Origin of the sequence: Nocardia nepalensis (assembly GCF_048910785.1) — a bacterium.
Classification (GTDB): Bacteria; Actinomycetota; Actinomycetes; order Mycobacteriales; family Mycobacteriaceae; genus Nocardia; species Nocardia nepalensis.
In genome coordinates this window covers 595,430-612,657 of record NZ_JBKBET010000003.1, presented here as the reverse complement: position 1 = coordinate 612,657, position 17,228 = coordinate 595,430, and the positions used below count along the sequence as shown (strand labels likewise).

General features: G+C 65.2%; 17 protein-coding genes. 12 read left to right on the top strand and 5 right to left on the bottom strand.

Annotation, left to right across the window (positions count from 1 at the left end; all coding sequences use genetic code 11):
• Positions 1–100: 100 nt before the first annotated feature.
• Complete coding sequence (locus ACHQ4I_RS03315) at positions 101–1,492, bottom strand: glycosyltransferase family 87 protein (RefSeq protein WP_420770132.1); 1,392 nt, start codon at positions 1,490–1,492, stop codon at positions 101–103.
• A gap of 305 nt (positions 1,493–1,797) precedes the next feature.
• Between ACHQ4I_RS03315 and rpsF the strand changes: the two genes are divergently transcribed.
• From rpsF to ACHQ4I_RS03285, 6 genes are all read left to right on the top strand, one after another.
• Complete coding sequence (gene rpsF, locus ACHQ4I_RS03310) at positions 1,798–2,085, top strand: 30S ribosomal protein S6 (protein ID WP_420770131.1); 288 nt, start codon at positions 1,798–1,800, stop codon at positions 2,083–2,085.
• Between the two features lie 84 nt (positions 2,086–2,169).
• On the top strand, positions 2,170–2,703 hold the full coding sequence (locus ACHQ4I_RS03305) for a single-stranded DNA-binding protein (protein WP_355177187.1): 534 nt from the start codon (positions 2,170–2,172) through the stop codon (positions 2,701–2,703).
• A gap of 54 nt (positions 2,704–2,757) precedes the next feature.
• Positions 2,758–3,009 carry a 30S ribosomal protein S18 gene (gene rpsR / locus ACHQ4I_RS03300; RefSeq protein ID WP_040697505.1) on the top strand — a complete coding sequence of 84 codons (252 nt, stop codon included), beginning with the start codon at positions 2,758–2,760 and terminating at the stop codon, positions 3,007–3,009.
• Between the two features lie 16 nt (positions 3,010–3,025).
• A complete protein-coding gene (gene rplI / locus ACHQ4I_RS03295; RefSeq protein ID WP_420770130.1) occupies positions 3,026–3,478 on the top strand; it encodes a 50S ribosomal protein L9 in 453 nt (150 codons plus the stop codon).
• 711 nt (positions 3,479–4,189) lie between these two features.
• Entirely contained in the window at positions 4,190–5,572 is a 1,383-nt protein-coding gene (gene dnaB, locus ACHQ4I_RS03290; protein WP_397042906.1) for a replicative DNA helicase, read from the top strand.
• Positions 5,573–5,715: 143 nt separating this feature from the next.
• Positions 5,716–7,365 (top strand): cutinase family protein, encoded by a 1,650-nt coding sequence (locus tag ACHQ4I_RS03285; protein WP_420770129.1) that lies wholly within the window; start codon positions 5,716–5,718, stop codon positions 7,363–7,365.
• A 1-nt stretch (position 7,366) separates the two neighbouring features.
• Here ACHQ4I_RS03285 and ACHQ4I_RS03280 read toward each other — a convergent pair whose 3' ends face one another.
• On the bottom strand, positions 7,367–7,495 hold the full coding sequence (locus tag ACHQ4I_RS03280) for a hypothetical protein (RefSeq protein ID WP_420770128.1): 129 nt from the start codon (positions 7,493–7,495) through the stop codon (positions 7,367–7,369).
• 323 nt (positions 7,496–7,818) lie between these two features.
• The gene (locus ACHQ4I_RS03275; protein ID WP_420770188.1) at positions 7,819–8,859 is read right to left on the bottom strand and encodes an alpha/beta hydrolase; all 1,041 of its coding nucleotides are present in this window, start codon (positions 8,857–8,859) and stop codon (positions 7,819–7,821) included.
• Between the two features lie 266 nt (positions 8,860–9,125).
• Between ACHQ4I_RS03275 and ACHQ4I_RS03270 the strand changes: the two genes are divergently transcribed.
• A complete protein-coding gene (locus ACHQ4I_RS03270; RefSeq protein ID WP_420770127.1) occupies positions 9,126–10,025 on the top strand; it encodes a DMT family transporter in 900 nt (299 codons plus the stop codon).
• A 7-nt stretch (positions 10,026–10,032) separates the two neighbouring features.
• Here the strand turns inward: ACHQ4I_RS03270 and ACHQ4I_RS03265 are convergent, their stop codons facing one another.
• Positions 10,033–10,536 carry a MarR family winged helix-turn-helix transcriptional regulator gene (locus ACHQ4I_RS03265; RefSeq protein WP_420770126.1) on the bottom strand — a complete coding sequence of 168 codons (504 nt, stop codon included), beginning with the start codon at positions 10,534–10,536 and terminating at the stop codon, positions 10,033–10,035.
• 55 nt (positions 10,537–10,591) lie between these two features.
• On the opposite strand from ACHQ4I_RS03265, the gene ACHQ4I_RS03260 reads away from it, so the two are divergent.
• From ACHQ4I_RS03260 to ACHQ4I_RS03245, 4 genes are all read left to right on the top strand, one after another.
• Positions 10,592–11,227, top strand: coding sequence for a hypothetical protein (locus ACHQ4I_RS03260; protein WP_420770125.1), 636 nt, complete (start codon positions 10,592–10,594; stop codon positions 11,225–11,227).
• A 7-nt stretch (positions 11,228–11,234) separates the two neighbouring features.
• Positions 11,235–11,879 carry a class I SAM-dependent DNA methyltransferase gene (locus ACHQ4I_RS03255; protein ID WP_420770124.1) on the top strand — a complete coding sequence of 215 codons (645 nt, stop codon included), beginning with the start codon at positions 11,235–11,237 and terminating at the stop codon, positions 11,877–11,879.
• Between the two features lie 141 nt (positions 11,880–12,020).
• Positions 12,021–13,376, top strand: a complete 1,356-nt coding sequence (locus ACHQ4I_RS03250; RefSeq protein ID WP_420770123.1) for a WS/DGAT/MGAT family O-acyltransferase — start codon at positions 12,021–12,023, stop codon at positions 13,374–13,376.
• Between the two features lie 201 nt (positions 13,377–13,577).
• Positions 13,578–14,702: an NAD(P)H-dependent flavin oxidoreductase gene (locus ACHQ4I_RS03245; protein ID WP_420770122.1), complete on the top strand. Its 1,125-nt coding sequence runs from the start codon at positions 13,578–13,580 to the stop codon at positions 14,700–14,702.
• Positions 14,703–14,833: 131 nt separating this feature from the next.
• Here the strand turns inward: ACHQ4I_RS03245 and ACHQ4I_RS03240 are convergent, their stop codons facing one another.
• Complete coding sequence (locus tag ACHQ4I_RS03240) at positions 14,834–15,610, bottom strand: GntR family transcriptional regulator (RefSeq protein WP_420770121.1); 777 nt, start codon at positions 15,608–15,610, stop codon at positions 14,834–14,836.
• Positions 15,611–15,718: 108 nt separating this feature from the next.
• Between ACHQ4I_RS03240 and ACHQ4I_RS03235 the strand changes: the two genes are divergently transcribed.
• Entirely contained in the window at positions 15,719–17,200 is a 1,482-nt protein-coding gene (locus tag ACHQ4I_RS03235) for an ABC1 kinase family protein (protein WP_420770120.1), read from the top strand.
• Positions 17,201–17,228 lie beyond the last annotated feature (28 nt).

Genomic DNA, 17,228 nt, shown 5'->3' with positions numbered 1-17,228 from the left:
CCTTCGGAGCCAATATCCGCAGATGCAACATCCCCATAGTGTGCCGTGCGCATCGAAGCATTCAGCGGCATCGGACGGCGCGATTCCATCGCGTCGGCGACTAGCCCACAGGTACGAGGCTGCCGGGTTCGAATCGGGGTACCTGCGGCGGCTCGGGTCGGAATCCGCGCGGCATCGCGCGCACGAATACGAAGAAGAACACCACCAACAGCGCGGCACGCCCCCACACGCCGAATTGCACCACGTTCTCCATCAAATCCACCGAGTTGCCGGATCCGATCGAATAGAAGTACCGGAACACCCCGATCCCGATCGTCGCATCGGCGACCAGATAGGCCCCGATCACCGCCCACGGCACCTCGAGCAGCACCAGGAACGGCACCAGCCACAGCGTGTACTGCGGCGAATGCACCTTGTGGAACAGCAGGAATCCGCACAGCATCGCGCCGCTGACCCCGATCCACGGGAAGGCACCGGTCCGCCTGAATCGCTTCCAGCCCAACCACATCGCCAGCGCGAAGGAGGCGAGCACCAGCGTCGGCGAGGCGATCGACACCGCATGCTGAAATGTGGTCTCGCTCTCGGCATCCTGGCCGAACATCTGCCGAAGTCCCCAGTACCAAATGGAATTCGTGGTGATATCGGCCTGACGCAATTGCTGGAAGGTGATCGATGCGCGCCAGCCCTCGTAACCGGCGAGCGCGAAAGGCAGATTCACCACGATCGCGGTGCCGATGGCGGCGCCCGCCGTCATCAGCGCACCGCGCACGTCCAGCCGGGTCCGCGTCGGTGCGTCCATATCGCGCTGACCGCCGGTGAGCACATGGGCCAGCAGCGGCAGCACGAAAATACCCGGATACAGCTTGAGACAGAACCCGATGCCGAGCAGGACAGCTGCCAGAATTCCCCTGGTGCGCAAAGAATATCGAGTCAGCGCGGTCACCACATACACCGCGGCCACCGCCATGCAGACCACGGGTAATTCCCAGTTGTGGAAGGCGTAGAGCACCAATGGCGGGCCCGCCGCCCACAACAGCGCCGCCCGTCCGGCCAGCCGGACCAGCAGCCATGCGGTCAGCAGGGCGAATGGCGCCAATAACAATGCCGAGTGCAGCAGGAATTGCGCGTCGTTATCGGCCCCGACCGCGCCGAGCCACATCAATACGCCGCTGAGCACCGGATACTCGACCGCGCCGCCGGTCAGCGTGCCGTCGTCGGTAATGCCGCCGTTGATATACGGAAAGACGTGCTGGTCGATATCGCGCCCCAACCACAGGAATTGGATATCGGAATAGCAGACATCCGAGTCCTTGATCACGTCGAAGACCGCACTGCGGCCATCCGCACCGAACGGCGCGCCCGCGCAGCGCGCCTTGTTCAGATAGGCCACCGCCAACGTCAACCCGCACAGCAACACCACCACCGCGGCCAGGGCCGCGCTGCGCGTCACACGACCCGCGATCCTGTCGCGGGTAGCGAGTCCGGTCGGCATGGGCACCACCCTAGGCCGCCAGACTGCACAACGCCCGTGTTCCCCCCGATGGATACGGTCGCGACGACTGATTTCGTGCGCACCTGGGTAACCCGTCGGGCACGCCCCGAACTGGATCCGCTCCCGACCGGCGGCCAGCGACGAGACAACTCGGCGCTGTCACCGATCGGCGGAGGATTCGGGGAGGCGGGGGAGCTTCGCTGCTCAGATGGCGTTCATGTAGCCTTGTCGGGTTGCTGACGCAACGACCCTCCTGCCACGGACCGTCCGTGGCCGTTTCCTAGTCCACAGGAGGTGATTGGTCCGTGCGTCATTACGAAGTGATGGTTATCCTCGATCCGAGCCTGGACGAGCGCACTGTTGGTCCGTCGCTGGACAACATGCTGAGCGTCGTCAAGACCGAAGGCGGCAAGGTCGACAAGGTCGACATCTGGGGCCGCCGCCGGCTCGCCTACGAGATCGCCAAGCAGGCCGAAGGCATCTACGCGGTGGTCGATCTGACCGCCGAGCCCGCCACCGTGAGCGAGCTCGACCGCCAGCTGGGCCTCAACGAGTCGGTGCTGCGCACCAAGGTTCTGCGCCACGGCAAGTGACCCTCGATTGCGTCGGTGCCTGTCTCTAGGCTCTAGCGCAACAGCGAGTGCACTGCGGACTGCATACCGAGCAGGAGGAACCACATGGCAGGCGACACGGTCATCACCGTCATCGGAAACCTGACGGCCGATCCCGAACTTCGATTCACGCCCGCGGGCGCTGCGGTGGCGAATTTCACCGTCGCATCGACTCCCCGCGTGTTCGACCGTAATTCGAATGAATGGAAAGACGGCGAAGCGCTTTTCCTGCGCTGCAATATCTGGCGTGAAGCTGCGGAGAATGTCGCCGAAAGCCTGACCCGAGGCGCCCGTGTGATCGTGAGCGGACGACTGAAGCAGCGCTCCTACGAAACCCGCGAGGGTGAGAAGCGCACGGTCGTCGAGCTCGAGGTCGACGAGGTCGGTCCCTCGCTGCGTTACGCCACCGCGAAGGTTGCCAAGGCCAGCCGCGGCGGCGGGGGCGGCGGCTTCGGTTCCGGCGGCGGCGGTGGCAACTTCGCTCCTGCCGGTGGCGGAGGCGGCAGCCGTTCCGGCGGCGCCGACGACGACCCGTGGGGCAGCGCACCCGCGGCGGGCTCCTTCGGGGGCGGCCGCGTAGACGACGAACCGCCGTTCTGAGAACGGCTCACATCGGCTCGAATTTACTGAGCCATCATTGATTACGGAGTAACCATGCCTAAAGCGCCCGCGCGCGAAAAGGTGCTGAAGAAGAAGGCTTGCACCTTCTGCAAGGAAGCCAAGTCCGGCACCGTCAATATCGATTACAAGGACACCGCCCTGCTGCGGAAGTACGTCAGTGATCGCGGCAAGATCCGCGCTCGCCGGGTCACCGGCAACTGCGTGCAGCACCAGCGCGACGTCGCCGTTGCCGTCAAGAACTCGCGTGAGGTGGCCCTGCTGCCTTACGTGTCGACGGCTCGCTGAGAAGGGAGGCATCGCAATGAAGTTGATTCTGACTGCTGATGTGGACAACCTCGGTGCCCCCGGTGACACCGTGGAGGTCAAGGACGGTTACGGCCGCAACTACCTGCTGCCGCGCGGCCTGGCCATCGTCGCCAGCCGTGGCGCCCAGAAGCAGGTCGAGGGCATCCGTCGGGCGCAGGACGCGCGCAAGGTGCGCGACCTGGATCACGCCAACGAGCTGAAGCAGGCCATCGAGGGCCTGGCGTCGGTTTCGCTGTCGGTCAAGACCGCGGGCACCGGCAAGCTGTTCGGCTCGGTCACCCAGTCCGACGTCGCCGCCGCGATCAAGTCGGCCGGCGGCCCGGTCGTCGACAAGCGCAGCATCGAACTGCCGAAGTCGCACATCAAGACGGTTGGCAAGCACAACGTCGTGGTGCACCTGCACCCCGACGTGGTCGCCAAGTTCGACCTGCAGGTCGCCGCTAACTGAGTTCCTTCGAAGGCCACTCTTGTGTTCCGGCACAGGGGTGGCCTTCGACTGTGCGGCATCGATCCACTGTGCGGTCGCGGCCTGGGGGTGAGCTGTGCCGTTCGGCAAAATAGCCGAATGTTTGCGATATGTCCGAAACGGTGATCTGGACCATTCTCGGCAGCCGCCGCTATCGGCTCTACCACCGGTTATTCAGGTTGTGGATCACCGAGAAAACCAACCGGACGCAATGTGATCCAGGTCATAGGCGCCGAACTAGCTGTTTACCCTCAACACGCCCGACTGTTCAACTAGACCGACACGCCGATACTTCATTAATCCACACGTCGATAGATTCAGAAATCGATATCTATCAGGGTGTTTGAGCGGTGTGACCTGGGTTTTCCCCAAGTTGTACACAGGGGGTGCACATCGTTGGGTAAACAGTCCCCAATTTATCCACAGGTGTGTACACAGTGCGGTTTGGCGACTGGCCATCGGGTCGCCTAGGTTCGTCGCAACATCATGCACGGACCACCCGGAACGGCATGATTCGGCACCTGCCGCGGCGGTTTGCTGGAACCGCAGGTGAGGCCCGCTAGCCGGGGGTCCTCGACCGCGGTGTGCTGCCGAATGTGTCGTAGCCAGGGAGTACAACGAGTGATCAATAGGGTCGGCGGGTAGGCGTTTTCGGGCGGCCTGCAAAGTGGCGAGAGAGGACGGTCGAGTCTGGTGACCACCACCGATGACCGCGGGCATACGGACTATCCGCCCGAACCGCCCGGCGAGGACTTCGGCAGGCAGCCGCCACACGATATGGCGGCCGAGCAATCCGTCCTCGGCGGCATGCTGCTGAGCAAGGACGCGATCGCCGACGTCGTCGAGGTGCTGCGCCCCGGCGATTTCTACCGCCCGGCCCACCAAGCGGTCTACGACACCATCCTCGATCTCTACGGCCGCGGCGAACCCGCCGACCCGGTCACCGTCTCCGCCGGTCTCGACCGCCGCGGCGAACTCAAGCGCATCGGCGGTCCGCCCTATCTCGTCACCCTCACCCAAACCGTCCCCACCGCCGCCAATGCCGGTTACTACGCCGAAATCGTCGCGGAGAAGGCGATCCTGCGCCGCCTCGTCGAAGCGGGCACCCGCATCGTCCAATACGGCTACGCGGGCGCGGACGGCCAGGACATCGCCGAGGTCGTCGACCGCGCCCAGGCCGAGGTCTACGAGGTCACCGAACGCCGCACCACCGAAGACTTCCTCCCGCTCGAGGAACTGCTCCAGCCCACGATGGACGAAATCGACTCCATCGCCTCCCGCGGCGGCATCTCCCTCGGCGTCCCCACCGGCTTCACCGAACTCGACGAACTCACCAACGGCCTGCACCCCGGCCAAATGATCATCGTCGCCGCCCGCCCCGGCGTCGGGAAATCCACGCTCGGAATGGATTTCATGCGCAGCTGCTCGATCAAGCACGGCTTGGCGAGCGTCATCTTCTCGCTCGAGATGAGCCGCACGGAAATCGTGATGCGGCTACTCTCGGCCGAGGCGAAAATCAAGCTGGGCGATATGCGTTCGGGCCGCATGAGCGACGACGACTGGACCAAACTCGCTCGCCGCATGAGCGAGATCAGCGAGGCACCGCTGTTCGTCGACGACTCCCCCAACTTGACCATGATGGAGATTCGCGCCAAGGCGCGGCGGTTGAAGCAACGCCATGACCTGAAACTCGTTGTGGTGGACTACCTCCAGCTGATGACCTCGGGTAAAAAGGTCGAATCCCGACAGCAGGAAGTCTCGGATTTCTCGCGAAACCTGAAACTCCTCGCCAAGGAACTCGAGGTCCCGGTAATCGCGATCAGTCAGCTGAACCGTGGTCCCGAACAGCGAACCGATAAGCGCCCCATGGTGTCCGACCTGCGCGAATCCGGATCGCTCGAACAGGATGCGGATATGGTCATTCTGTTGCACCGCCCGGACGCGTTCGAACGGGACGACCCGCGCGGCGGCGAGGCAGACTTGATCGTCGGTAAGCACCGTAATGGCCCGACGGCGACAATCACAGTCGCCCACCAGTTGCATCTGTCTCGGTTCGTCGATATGGCGCGTGGCTGAAAAACGACTACGCCCCGGCGTGTCGTAGTGGTCACAACTCTGCGCGGTAACGATCACATCCCGAACTCCGACATGCCTCGTGACATATGGCCTGTCGGGGGGCCTGTCCGTCCACTTGTCGGTTATGGATTGGGGACCGGGACATGGCTCTTCGGGAGTTCTTCGCGCGCCATCGGATCGCTTCGGCCGTTGTCGCGCCAGCTACGTTGGGGATAGTGGCGATCGTCGCCGCGACGTGGGCCCTGACATCGACATCACAAACCGTGGATACGCAGCTCAGGGCATCCGTGACGGAATGTCACGACATGGTGACCATCTCGGTGGCCGGGCGTCGTGACACTCCGGTCGAGGGCACCACGAAGCTGCTGGTCGGGGCCAATGGTGCGGAATTGCCCGCCGCGCTGTCGGATGACTATCACAGTGAGTGGGTCGACCCCGTCGTCAACGCACCGGCCGACGACGTCCCTCCCGGCTCGTATGCCGCCGTCTACATCGCGTATCCGGCGAATATGGCCACCTACGAAGACGCCGTCAATGCCGGTGTCGCGAATACCGAACAGGTGATGCGGGAGATCAGCCAGGCCTGCCCGGACACCAAGTTCTCGATCGTCGGATACAGCGAGGGCGCCGATGTCGTGCGCCGCGTCGCCATGACGGTCGGACATCAGACGCCCGATCAGAACGGTGGCTACGGGATCGTCGATCCGGCCGATGTCGTCGGTGTCGTCATCCTCGCCGACGCCGGACGTTCGGCGGGCGACGGGCCGTTCCCCGGCGCGAAGGATCCGTACAGCCATCCCGACGGCTTCGACCAGCAATATCAGAACGGCACGAAACCGGTACCCGGCCAGGGTGCGCTGCCGGGCACCAGCGGTGACTTCGGCGCGCTGAACGGCAAGATCGCGTCGTTCTGCTCCGATGGCGATCTCACTTGTTCGGCGCCGCAGAATATTTCGCTGCTGCAGTTGGTGGTCAATGTGGGTCGGCAGTTGAATGTGGACGCACTCGAACGCGACGGGCTCACCCCGGCGACCGGTCAGGACGTCGCGGTTACCCTCGGCCGGATCGCGCTGGCGGCGTTCGCCGATATTCAGTCGCAGCCGAACTGGATGCAGAGCAACGAAACCTTTCTCCAGGTGCTGCTGAGAGTGTCGGATCCGGCATACAAACCGGGTCAGACGCCGAAGGCCCCGGCGCAGGCGGACTCGATCGCGACCAACGATATGTCGCCGCTGGCCTACCTTCCGCAGAAGATCTTCAACGAGATCATCGGTCTCATCGTGACGAACCAGAACACGATCCCCGTGATCATGAGCGATCCGTACCAGCTCACCCTCGGACCGAACGCGACCGGTCACCACTTCGACTACTGGCGTGACGCCGCCGACGGTAAGCCGCTGACCTCCGCCGAGTACGCGGCCGCCTGGCTCACCCATCTGGCGCAGCAGGCGCAGGCGGGTCAGCCGGTCGATACGAGTGCCAAGCCGCAGCCAGCCGATCTCGCCGCCGCCTACCAAGCGGCGACCTCGACGAGCAAGACGACGGAACCGACCAAGACCACAACCACGTCGCCGACAACCACGCCGACGACGACCACCAGCACGTCCCCCGCGAAGACCGATGTCAGCGCGTCGATACCGCCGTCCACGACATCGAGCGCGGCCGTCACACCTCAGGTGACGACCACGCCACCGGCTCCGACCACCACCACTCAGACCACGAAGCCGACCACCACCGAATCGACCACCACGACAACGCAATCCGCGGCGCCGACCACCACTACCGCTCGGTAGGTCACCCCTGGTGTTCGGCGAGGATCGAGACGTCGCGGCCGCCCGTACCGTGCGGCCAGGCCCGCAGGGCGGCCGCGGCGATCTCGCGTAGCTCGGCTCGGCTGGCTCCGTCGCGGGCTTGCGCCGACATTCCTGGCAGGACAGCGCCATAGAAGTTCGCCAGCGCGTGAGCGTCGGCGTCGGCGGGTAGTTCCGCGGTGCGAATGGCGGCGATCTTCTGTACCAGTGCGTCTCGGCCCGCGGTGCGCAGGTCGCGAGGTGGGTGCGGATATCGGCCGATCGACGTTGTCGACGCATTCCTGGACGAGGCGGGGCGGCAGGTCCACCTCGACGACTATCTCGGCGTGCTGGATGCGGCCACCCCCGAAGCCGCCGTCCATCGAGTACACCGACGTCGTCGCGGCCAAGCCGCCCGGATAGCGAAGACCGCCGCGACCGAGCCATTCGCAGGAGTTATGGAGCGGAGTACAGACCCTGCGCGAGCACCGGCCAGGAGGTGTGCAGATCTTCCTGCCAGTAGCCCCAGGAGTGGGTGCCGCTGTCTCGGTAGACGAATGTGGCCGGGATACCGAGCTGGTCGAGCCGGTTCTGCAGATTGTGCGTCGACCAATTGACCCCGGCCTCGATCGCCGCGCCGACCGCGACCGTCTGCGCGTTGTCCTCGGGCTTCTCCAGCCGGAACTTGCCGCCCGGCTGGTCGTAGACGCCGGGGATGCCATTGCCGGTGGAGACGAAAAGGTTTGGTCCACGCAGTTTTTCGGCGTTGATGATGGGATCGTTGGCGGCCCAGAGCGGACTGTCGGCCGGGCCCCACATATTCCGGGTGTCGCCGCCGCCATAGGTCTCTACGGTCACCTTGACCATGCGCTGACCGATCGGGTCACTGGTCTGGGCGATGCCGCTGTAGACCGCGACGCTGCGATACAGACCGGGCTTCGCGATCTCGAAGTTGAGCACCGAGGTGCCCGCCATCGACAGTCCGGCAATGGCATTGACGCCATTGGTGCCGAGCGCGGTATCGATCAGCGGCGGCAGTTCCTCGGTGAAGAAGGTCACCCATTTGTTGTTGCCGAGCACCGGATCCGGCGCGATCCAATCGGCGTAGAAGCTCCAGTGCCCGCCGATCACGTTGACCACATTGACGTTCTTATCCGACAAGAACTCCATCGCGTCGGTATTGCGCTTCCACGACGCGTCGTCCTGCCCACCGCCCGCGCCGTTCAGCAGATACAGCGTCGGGCGCGGCACCGAGGTGTCACTCGGGCGCAGCACGTCGACCGGGAAGGTCGAATTCATTGCGGCGGAGTGGATATGGAGCCGAACGTTGCGGGCGTCCTTGGCCTCGACCTTCTCGATGAAGGAGCCGTCCGGCGACTGCACCGACGACGGCAGGACAATGGCGGGCTGCGTCGAGCCCGATGCGGAGCCCGTGCCCGGCTCCGCATGCGCGGGAATCGCGGCGAGCCCGAGCAATACCGACATCGCCGCCAACATCACGCGCTTCGTTCGACGGTTCAACACCCACACCTTCGTTTGCGTCCCGGGCCGAATGCACATCGGCCCGGGCAGTTGATCGAGAACCGGACCGGCCTCGTTACTACAACCAAAGCCGAAGCCGTTGTGCGGCTGGACGATTGAAACCGATGCTGCTGCGGCCGTCGAGCCCCCGGTTCCAGTGGCTCGACCAGCACAATTTCCCCTCGAATCATGGGATGAACCCATATAAGCTCCGGTGCGAGGAATGGATCGGAGGTCCCACGATGACCAGGCGTGGCTGGGCGCTGTTTTTGGCGATGGGCATCATCTGGGGCGTGCCCTACGCGATGATCAGGATCGCGGTCGAGGACTTCGATCCGATCGTGGTGGCATTCGGCCGGACCTTCCTGGGCGCGCTGATCCTGCTGCCGATCGCGTTCTACACCAAGGCGCTGGCACCGGTATTCCGCCGCTGGCGCCCGCTGCTGCTGTACACCCTGGTCGAGATCACCGGCCCGTGGCTGCTCATCGGCTTCGCCGAGACCACGCTGAACAGTTCGACGGTCGGCCTGCTGATCGCCGCCGTACCGCTGATCGCGGTGGTCATCGTGACCAAGCTCGGCCACGACCGCTTCGACGCGCGCCGCACCATCGGCCTGATCGTCGGATTCGCGGGTGTGGCGGCGCTGGTCGGCTTCGATATCGACCTGACCGAACCCGCCGCCATCGGCGCCATCGGGCTGACCACCATCGGGTACGCCGTCGGCCCCATCATCATCAACCGCGCACTCGCCGATCTGCCGCCGCTCGGCGTGGTCACCGGATCGCTGATCCTCGCGGCGGTGATCTACGCACCGTTCGCGGCGCTGCGCCGGCCGGCGCACTTCACCGCCGACGCGTCGTGGTCGGTGCTCGGCCTCTCCGTAATCTGCACGGCCGCAGCGTTCCTGGTGTTCTTCGCGCTGATCGGCGAGGTCGGCCCGGCCCGGGCCACGGTCATCACCTACATCAACCCCGCGGTCGCCATCCTGCTCGGCGTGACCCTGCTGGACGAGCCGCTGACCATCGGCATGGGCATCGGCTTCCCACTGGTCATCCTCGGCTCGATCCTCGGCACCGCACGCACCCGCACCGCCGAGCAGCCGGAGGCAACGCCCGTCGCCCAGTCATCGAGCCAGGCCTGACTCGCGCTCAGTCGGTGCGCTTCACTTCGACCGCCTCGGTCGCGCCCGCGCTGAAGGTCAGACCCGCACCGCCGATGATCTTCATCAGCACCTCGCGCAGCCGGACCACCTCGGCCGCACCGATTATCGCGTCGAGGTGCGCGTCGAATCGCGCGACCACATCGAGTCCGGCCTCGAGCACGGACCAGCCGCGCGGCGTCAGCCGCACCAGCCGCGCCCGCCGGTCCGTCGGGTCGGGCGACACCTCGACATAGCCGCACGAATCCAGATGCCGCACGAGTTCGCCCATGGCCTGTTTGGTCATGCCCGTCCGACCGGCGAGGTCGATCAGCCGCGTGCCCTCGGGATCGATCACCTGGAATACCGGCGTGTGCGCGGCGCGCAGGTCGGTGAATCCGGCCGCGGCCAACCCCGCATCCAGTTCGGCCGCAAGCGTTCGCGCCGCGGCGCCGAGCAGATTCCCGAGCGGCGGCGGCCGATCGGCCAATGGATTAGTCAGGCTCTTGACCATTCTGGAACTCCTTCGTACCTTTAGTCAGGGACCTTACTACTTTCGGATGGTGCACATGACTAGACAGGTTGTCCTCGGGTTCTCGGTACTGGCCCTGATGATCGAAGTGGGATGGCTGGTATTCGCGGACGGGTCGGTCGGATCGATCACCGCGGTCGTGCTGGCGAGCGTCGCGGTGCTCACGGTGACCGCGGCCCGATTCGTGGCCGTCGATACCGTGGTGCGAATCCTGTTGGGCGCCTTGTTCGCCGGATCGGTCGCGGACCGGTTCGGACTGCTCGGCGCGCCGGGCGTCGAAGGTGTCTCCTGGGGTAGCTATTCGGCGTTCGTCGACTACACCCGAACCCTGGTACCGCAGGCTCTGGACTGGTCCGTGCCGACCCTGGCCGCCATCGCGACGGCACTGGAAACTCTGATCGCCATCGGCCTGATCCTCGGCATCGCCGCGAAACTCACCGCACGCGTCGCGACCGCGATGCTGATCGCCTTCGCCGCGGCGATGTGGACATCGGTGGGTTTCGGCGAAATGTGCTCCTACGGTGTGCTTGTCGTCGCCGGCGGCACGGCTGTCCTCGGAACCTGCGATACCGCCTTGCATTTCGACCACCTGCTCGGCCGCCTGCCGTCGCCGCGCCGCACAATGAAATCCAGCGTCGCGGAACAGCTCGATGGGGGTGGCAGTAGGGCATGATGTCCCGGTGACACGGACCGATCACGCCGATGTGGCGCGCACCCGCACCGCCTACGACGACGTCGCGGACATCTACGCCGACTTCGTCAAGGACCATCTCGTGTCCCAGCCGTTCGACCGCGCCATGCTCGGCATATTCGCGGAACTGACCCGGGCCGACGGTTCCGGTCGGGTGGCCGACCTCGGGTGCGGCGAGGGCCGATTGACCGCGCACCTGGCGGGGCTCGGTCTGGACATCTTCGGGATAGACCTGTCACCGCGACTGATCGCACTCGCCCGAGCGCAATATCCGGCCCTGACCTTCGACGAAGGTTCACTGGAACACCTCGACATCGGCGACGCCGCCCTCGCTGGCATCCTCGCGTGGTACTCGCTCATCCATCTGCCGCCCGAGCGGATACCCGCGGTCTTGACGGAGTTCCATCGGGTACTCGATAGCGGAGGGCATGCGCTGCTCGCCTTTCAGGTTGCCGATGCCCAGGATGTGGAACCGTTCGACCACAAGGTGATTCGCTCCTATCGATGGTCGCCGGATCGGCTGGCCACGCTGGCCGACCAGGCCGGTTTCACTGCGGCCGCCCGATTGGTGCGGGAACCAGATCCGGGCGAGCGTGGCCGCCAGGGCTACCTGCTGCTGGTCAAGGATCCCTGATTCGGCGAACGGGAATCCGTACTTTTCAGTAAGGTTGGGAACACCGCGCAGGGGACATGGCTGCGCGAGCCCTTACCGACATCGTGGTCGATTCCGTTGTAAAGACCTCCACACCACACCGTCGTCAGGGGGCGACTCACCATGGAGCTCATTTCTCCGATCGATGCCGTATTCCTACTCGCCGAATCCCGCGAGCACCCGATGCACGTCGGTTCACTGCAACTATTCGAAGCGCCGGAGGACGCCGGACCCGATTTCGCCCGGATGATCCACGAGAAGTTATTGGCGGACAAGGAGTTCCACCCCACCTTCCGCAAGCATCCGGTGAATTGGCTCGGCTCACCGCAGTTGGCGTGGACGCAGGCCGAGGACGTCGAACTCGCCTACCATCTGCGCCGGTCGGCGCTGCCCAGCCCGGGGCGCTTCGATCAACTGCTCGAGCTGGCCTCCGACCTGCACAGCACGCTGCTCGACCGGCACCGTCCGCTGTGGGAGATCCATGTGGTGGAAGGACTGAGCGACGGCCGCTTCGCCCTCTACTCGAAGATGCACCACGCGCTGATCGATGGCGTCACCGCACAACGGCTGCTGCAGCGCACACTCACGAACGATCCGGCGGCGAACGAGACCCGCGTGCCGTGGAATCTGCCCAGGTCGCAGCGCGCGCCCAAACCGTCCGGCTCACTACTCGGCGGGATCGCGCGAAACCTCTTGTCGGCGGCGAATTCCGGTCCCGCCGTGCTGCGGGTGGCCCGCGCGGCACTGGTGCAGCAGCAGCTGACGATGCCGTTCGAGGCACCGCGGTCGATGTTCAATGTGCCGATCGGCGGCGCTCGGCGTTGCGCGGTTCGGTCTTGGCCGCTGGAACGCGTCAAACAGGTCAAGAAGGCCACCGGCACCACCGTCAACGATGTGGTGCTCGCGATGTCGGCAGGTGCGCTGCGCGGGTACCTGATCGAACAGAATGCGTTGCCCGATAAGCCATTGATCGCCATGGTCCCGGTCTCGCTGCGGGCCGATGAGGACACCACCGAGGCCAGTGGCGTGAAGGTCGGTGCGATCCTGTGCAACCTCGGCACCGATATCGCCGATCCGATCGAACGGCTGCGCGTGGTGAGCGAATCGATGCGCCGCAGCAAAGACGTCTACAACTCGCTCTCGCCCATCCAGACGATGGCGCTTTCCGGGATGATGCTCAGCCCGCTGGCTCTTACCCTGCTGCCCGGCATGCTGTCACTGGCCAACCCGCCGTTCAATATCGTCATCTCCAATGTTCCTGGCCCCAAGGAACCGCAGTACTGGAATGGCGCGCGGCTGGACGCGACCTACCCGATGTCGATCCCGTTCGACGGTCAGGCCGTCAATATCACCCTCACCACCAACGGCGACAACCTGGACTTCGGACTCGTCGGCTGCCGCCGCAGCGTGCCGCGGCTGCACAGCTTGCTCGACCACCTCGAGAACTCCCTCGCCGAGCTGGAGCAGTCGTCGGACTGAACACCTACCGCTACAAAACTAGAACGTGTTACATTCGACTTCAGGCGCCCGAGCCTGTTGACGAAGCCGTCGTCGCGTCATGGCGATATCCGCGGTAGATGGTCGAATCGGCGGCTCGGGCCAGCGACCAAATATGTAACCCGTTCCAGCACCTGCGGTCGGTCGCTCCGGCTGTGGGTCGAGTAGGGAGACCAGCACGCCATGCGTACCGAAATCTGCGACCGGCTGGGGATCGAATTCCCCATCTTCGCCTTCACCCATTGCCGCGATGTGGCGGCCGCGGTCAGCAATGCCGGTGGTCTCGGCGTGCTCGGTGCGGTCGGCTTCACCGCCGAACAACTCGAGGTCGAACTGGCCTGGCTCGACGAGCACGTGCACGGCGTCTACGGTGTCGACCTCGTCATTCCGTCGAAGTACGAGGGCAAGGGCATCGATGATCTGAGTCCGGAACAGCTGGAAGCCAAACTGGCGGAACTGGTTCCGCAGGGCCACCGGGACTTCGCCGAGAAGATCCTCAACGACCACAATGTGCCGCACCTGCCCGACGGCGAGCACCACAACGAACTGCTCGGCTGGACCGCGACGACCGTCGCGCCGCAGATCGAGGTGATCCTGCGCCACCCAAAGGCCAAGCTGGTCGCCAATGCCCTCGGCACCCCGCCGCCGGAGGTGGTCGAGCAGATCCAGGGCTCGGGGCGGCTCATCGGCGCGCTGTGCGGTTCGGTGAAACACGCGCTCAACCACAAGCGCGCCGGCCTGGATTTCGTTGTCTGCCAGGGCACCGAGGGCGGCGGGCACTGCGGTGAGATCTCCTCCATGGTGCTGTGGCCGCAGGTGGTCGACGCGATCGGCGATATGCCGCTGCTGGCCGCCGGCGGCATCGGCGACGGCCGCCAGGTCGCCGCGGCCTTGGCGATGGGCGCGGCGGGCGCGTGGACCGGCTCGCTGTGGCTGACCGTCGAGGAGGCGAATGTGCCGCCCGCGCAGATGCAGACCTATATCGATGCCGCCAGCAGCGACACCGTGCGTTCGCGGTCCTGGACCGGTAAGCCGTGCCGCATGCTCAAGAACGACTGGACCGAGGCCTGGGAGGCGCCGGAGAATCCGGACCCGCTGCCCATGCCGCTGCAGATGATGGTGGCGCTGGACGGCGTCAAGCGCGGACACCGCTACCCGGAGGCCGCCAAGGATGTGAACTTCAACCCGGTCGGCCAGGTCGTCGGCATGATGAACAAGGTGGAGCGCTCCGCCGACGTGATCGCGCGGTTGATCAACGAATACGTGGAGGCGTGCGATCGCCTCAACAAGCTCAATAGCGCGTTGTAGAGATGTGCGGTGATCAGCTCACCGAGCAGTCGTATCGCACGTCGGTGAGCTGTTCACTGCGCCGCCACAGCGTTGAACGGCGTTGGGCAGGAATGGCCCAGACAGTGGAATCGGGAGGAAGTCGGGGGCGATCAGGCCGTCGCCGCGTGCGCCGCTTCCTCGTGGTCCTCGGCCGGGACGAGCAACTCCACGAACCGGGCCATCACCTTCTCGTGATACAGCCCGAACAGATCCTCGAACAGCGCGAGCTGCGCATCGGACGGGCCGGAATCGGAGTCCCACACCGCGACCAGCGCACGCCACACCAACACATGCAGGTCGGCGGCGCCCGCGAAGAAGGCCTCGATGGCCTCGGGCACCTCGAGCACCATCTCGCCGATGGAGTTCATGATCGCGCGCTGCATGCTCAGTCCGAGCGCGGTGAGCAAGCGGCGGACCAGTCCGATCTCGATGGCCAGAATCTGGCGGAAGTCGGGAACATTCTGGCGGGCAAGCGATTCCAGTTCGTCGATCTCGGCCTTGAGTTCGGCCGGGTCGATCTCCTGTTCGCTGCCGGTGTAGGCGAGCAGCGCCTCCATGACGATGCCGCGCTCCACCTCGACGATGTCGCGGAACATCTCGATGGCCACATCCGGCATCGGAACCGAGAACCGGAACAGGTGCCGATACACATCGATGCCGCCCGCCTCACGGACATCGCGGATCGTGAACCCCTTGCCGCGTCGCGCCTCGACGAATCCGTACGATTCCAGCCGACCGAGGGTCAGCTGTGCGGTCGCGCGGTTCATATCGAACTCCTCGGCGACCTGACGGACCGACGGCATCAAATCCCCCGGCTGATATTCCCCCGCGGCAACCCGGCGTGCCAGCTCATCGGCAACGTCGGCGACTACCGTCTGGGATCCCACGAGATGCCACCTTTCAACTCGGTTCCGAATACGTCCCAGACAGTCTAAGCCCTCCTGTGCGAGACTGCACCTGTGTAACACTGGTCAGCGTGCAGTGTGAGGTGAGTCATGACCATTCAGCGTGGCAGCGGTCGGCCGACCGAGAGTTCGACTACTAGACGTGCACGCCTTTTCGCGGCGGATCCGAACGGCAGACCCCCTGTTCACACCGCAGTTCGCAATGCGAAGCTAGCCGCACTCCCGGTCGCCTTCGCGGGTCGCCAGGCCGCCGGAGTCGGCAAGCGGGCGCTGGGCAGATCGGCCAGTGAAGTCAATCGCGAAATCCAGATGCGCACCGCACAGCACATCTTCGAGGTGCTCGGCGAGCTGAGGGGCTGCGCAACGAAACTCGGTCAGCTGCTTGCCATTTACGAACTCGCGCTGCCGCGCGAACTCGCCGAGCCGTACAAGATCGCGCTGAGCCAATTGCAGGATTCCGCGCCCGCGATGCTGCCGCGCTCGGTGCACGCGGCGATGGCCGCCAATATGGGGGAGAACTGGCGCTGGCACTTCCGGGAATTCGACGATCGGCGGGCCGCCGCGGCGTCGCTGGGTCAGGTGCATCGCGCGGTATGGCAAGACGGCACGCCCGTCGCGGTGAAGGTGATGTATCCCGGCGGTAAGCAGGCGGTCGCGAACGATCTGGATCAGCTGCGCCGCGTCTCCACCCTGGCCACGGTCTTCGTGCCGGGCGCCGACGTCAAGGGGGTGACCGAGGCGATCTGCGACTGTGTGCTCGACGAACTCGACTATGCGGCCGAGGCCGAATATCAGCGGGTGTTCGCGGCGGCCTACGCCGACGATCCGGATTTCTACATTCCCCGGGTGATCGAACAGCGCGGCGATGTGCTCATTACCGAATGGCTCGACGGCACGCCGCTGCCGCGCATCATCGCCGCCGGGACGCGCGCCGAGCGCGATCGGGTGGGTATGCAGCTGGTCCGGTTCATGGCGTCCAGCTGGATCCGCAGTGGTCTGCTCTATGGCGATCCGCATCCGGGCAATTTCCGGGTGTTGCCCGACGGGCGACTCGGCGTCGTCGACTTCGGGGCGTGCACGCCGTGGCCTGCCGAGGGGTTCGAGGAGTGGGCGTTCGACTACTGCGATGCGTTGTTCAACGGCGGCCCAATCGATTTGGAGGCGGCGGCACGGCGGCACGGCTTCTGCGAACCCGGCCGCGTACTCGATGCCGAGGCGCTGTTCAACATGGTCGTGCCGTGTATCGAACCCTTCCAGCACACGACCTATCGGTTCACCACGCGATGGCTGCGCAAGCAGGTACTGCGGGTGACGAATCCGCGGCTGTCCAATGCGCTGCGGCAGGCGACCATGCCCGCGCACTACACGCCGTTCGCGCGCTCGATGCTCACCCTGATCGGCGCGATCGGCCAGTTGGAGACCGAGGGGCCATTCCGCGACGAGGTCGGTCGCTGGCATCCGACGCTGCACGAGTTGGTCGTCCGGCCCGCCGAAGAGGGCGCGCCACCGGTCGACTTGGCGGTGGCGCGGCGCAAGCGAGCCGAGACGGCCGCGCGCATGTCCGTCGGTTGAACCGATCTAGACGACTCTGACCTGCCCT

What these genes read in the sequence shown, in the direction of transcription:
- ACHQ4I_RS03315 (WP_420770132.1), bottom strand. Translation starts at nt 1,492, where the DNA reads ATGCCGACCGGACTCGCTACCCGCGACAGGATCGCGGGTCGTGTGACG.
- ACHQ4I_RS03305 (WP_355177187.1), top strand. Translation starts at nt 2,170, where the DNA reads ATGGCAGGCGACACGGTCATCACCGTCATCGGAAACCTGACGGCCGAT.
- rpsR (WP_040697505.1), top strand. Translation starts at nt 2,758, where the DNA reads ATGCCTAAAGCGCCCGCGCGCGAAAAGGTGCTGAAGAAGAAGGCTTGC.
- rplI (WP_420770130.1), top strand. Translation starts at nt 3,026, where the DNA reads ATGAAGTTGATTCTGACTGCTGATGTGGACAACCTCGGTGCCCCCGGT.
- ACHQ4I_RS03285 (WP_420770129.1), top strand. Translation starts at nt 5,716, where the DNA reads ATGGCTCTTCGGGAGTTCTTCGCGCGCCATCGGATCGCTTCGGCCGTT.
- ACHQ4I_RS03280 (WP_420770128.1), bottom strand. Translation starts at nt 7,495, where the DNA reads ATGTCGGCGCAAGCCCGCGACGGAGCCAGCCGAGCCGAGCTACGCGAG.
- ACHQ4I_RS03275 (WP_420770188.1), bottom strand. Translation starts at nt 8,859, where the DNA reads ATGTTGGCGGCGATGTCGGTATTGCTCGGGCTCGCCGCGATTCCCGCG.
- ACHQ4I_RS03270 (WP_420770127.1), top strand. Translation starts at nt 9,126, where the DNA reads ATGACCAGGCGTGGCTGGGCGCTGTTTTTGGCGATGGGCATCATCTGG.
- ACHQ4I_RS03265 (WP_420770126.1), bottom strand. Translation starts at nt 10,536, where the DNA reads ATGGTCAAGAGCCTGACTAATCCATTGGCCGATCGGCCGCCGCCGCTC.
- ACHQ4I_RS03260 (WP_420770125.1), top strand. Translation starts at nt 10,592, where the DNA reads ATGACTAGACAGGTTGTCCTCGGGTTCTCGGTACTGGCCCTGATGATC.
- ACHQ4I_RS03250 (WP_420770123.1), top strand. Translation starts at nt 12,021, where the DNA reads ATGGAGCTCATTTCTCCGATCGATGCCGTATTCCTACTCGCCGAATCC.
- ACHQ4I_RS03245 (WP_420770122.1), top strand. Translation starts at nt 13,578, where the DNA reads ATGCGTACCGAAATCTGCGACCGGCTGGGGATCGAATTCCCCATCTTC.
- ACHQ4I_RS03235 (WP_420770120.1), top strand. Translation starts at nt 15,719, where the DNA reads ATGACCATTCAGCGTGGCAGCGGTCGGCCGACCGAGAGTTCGACTACT.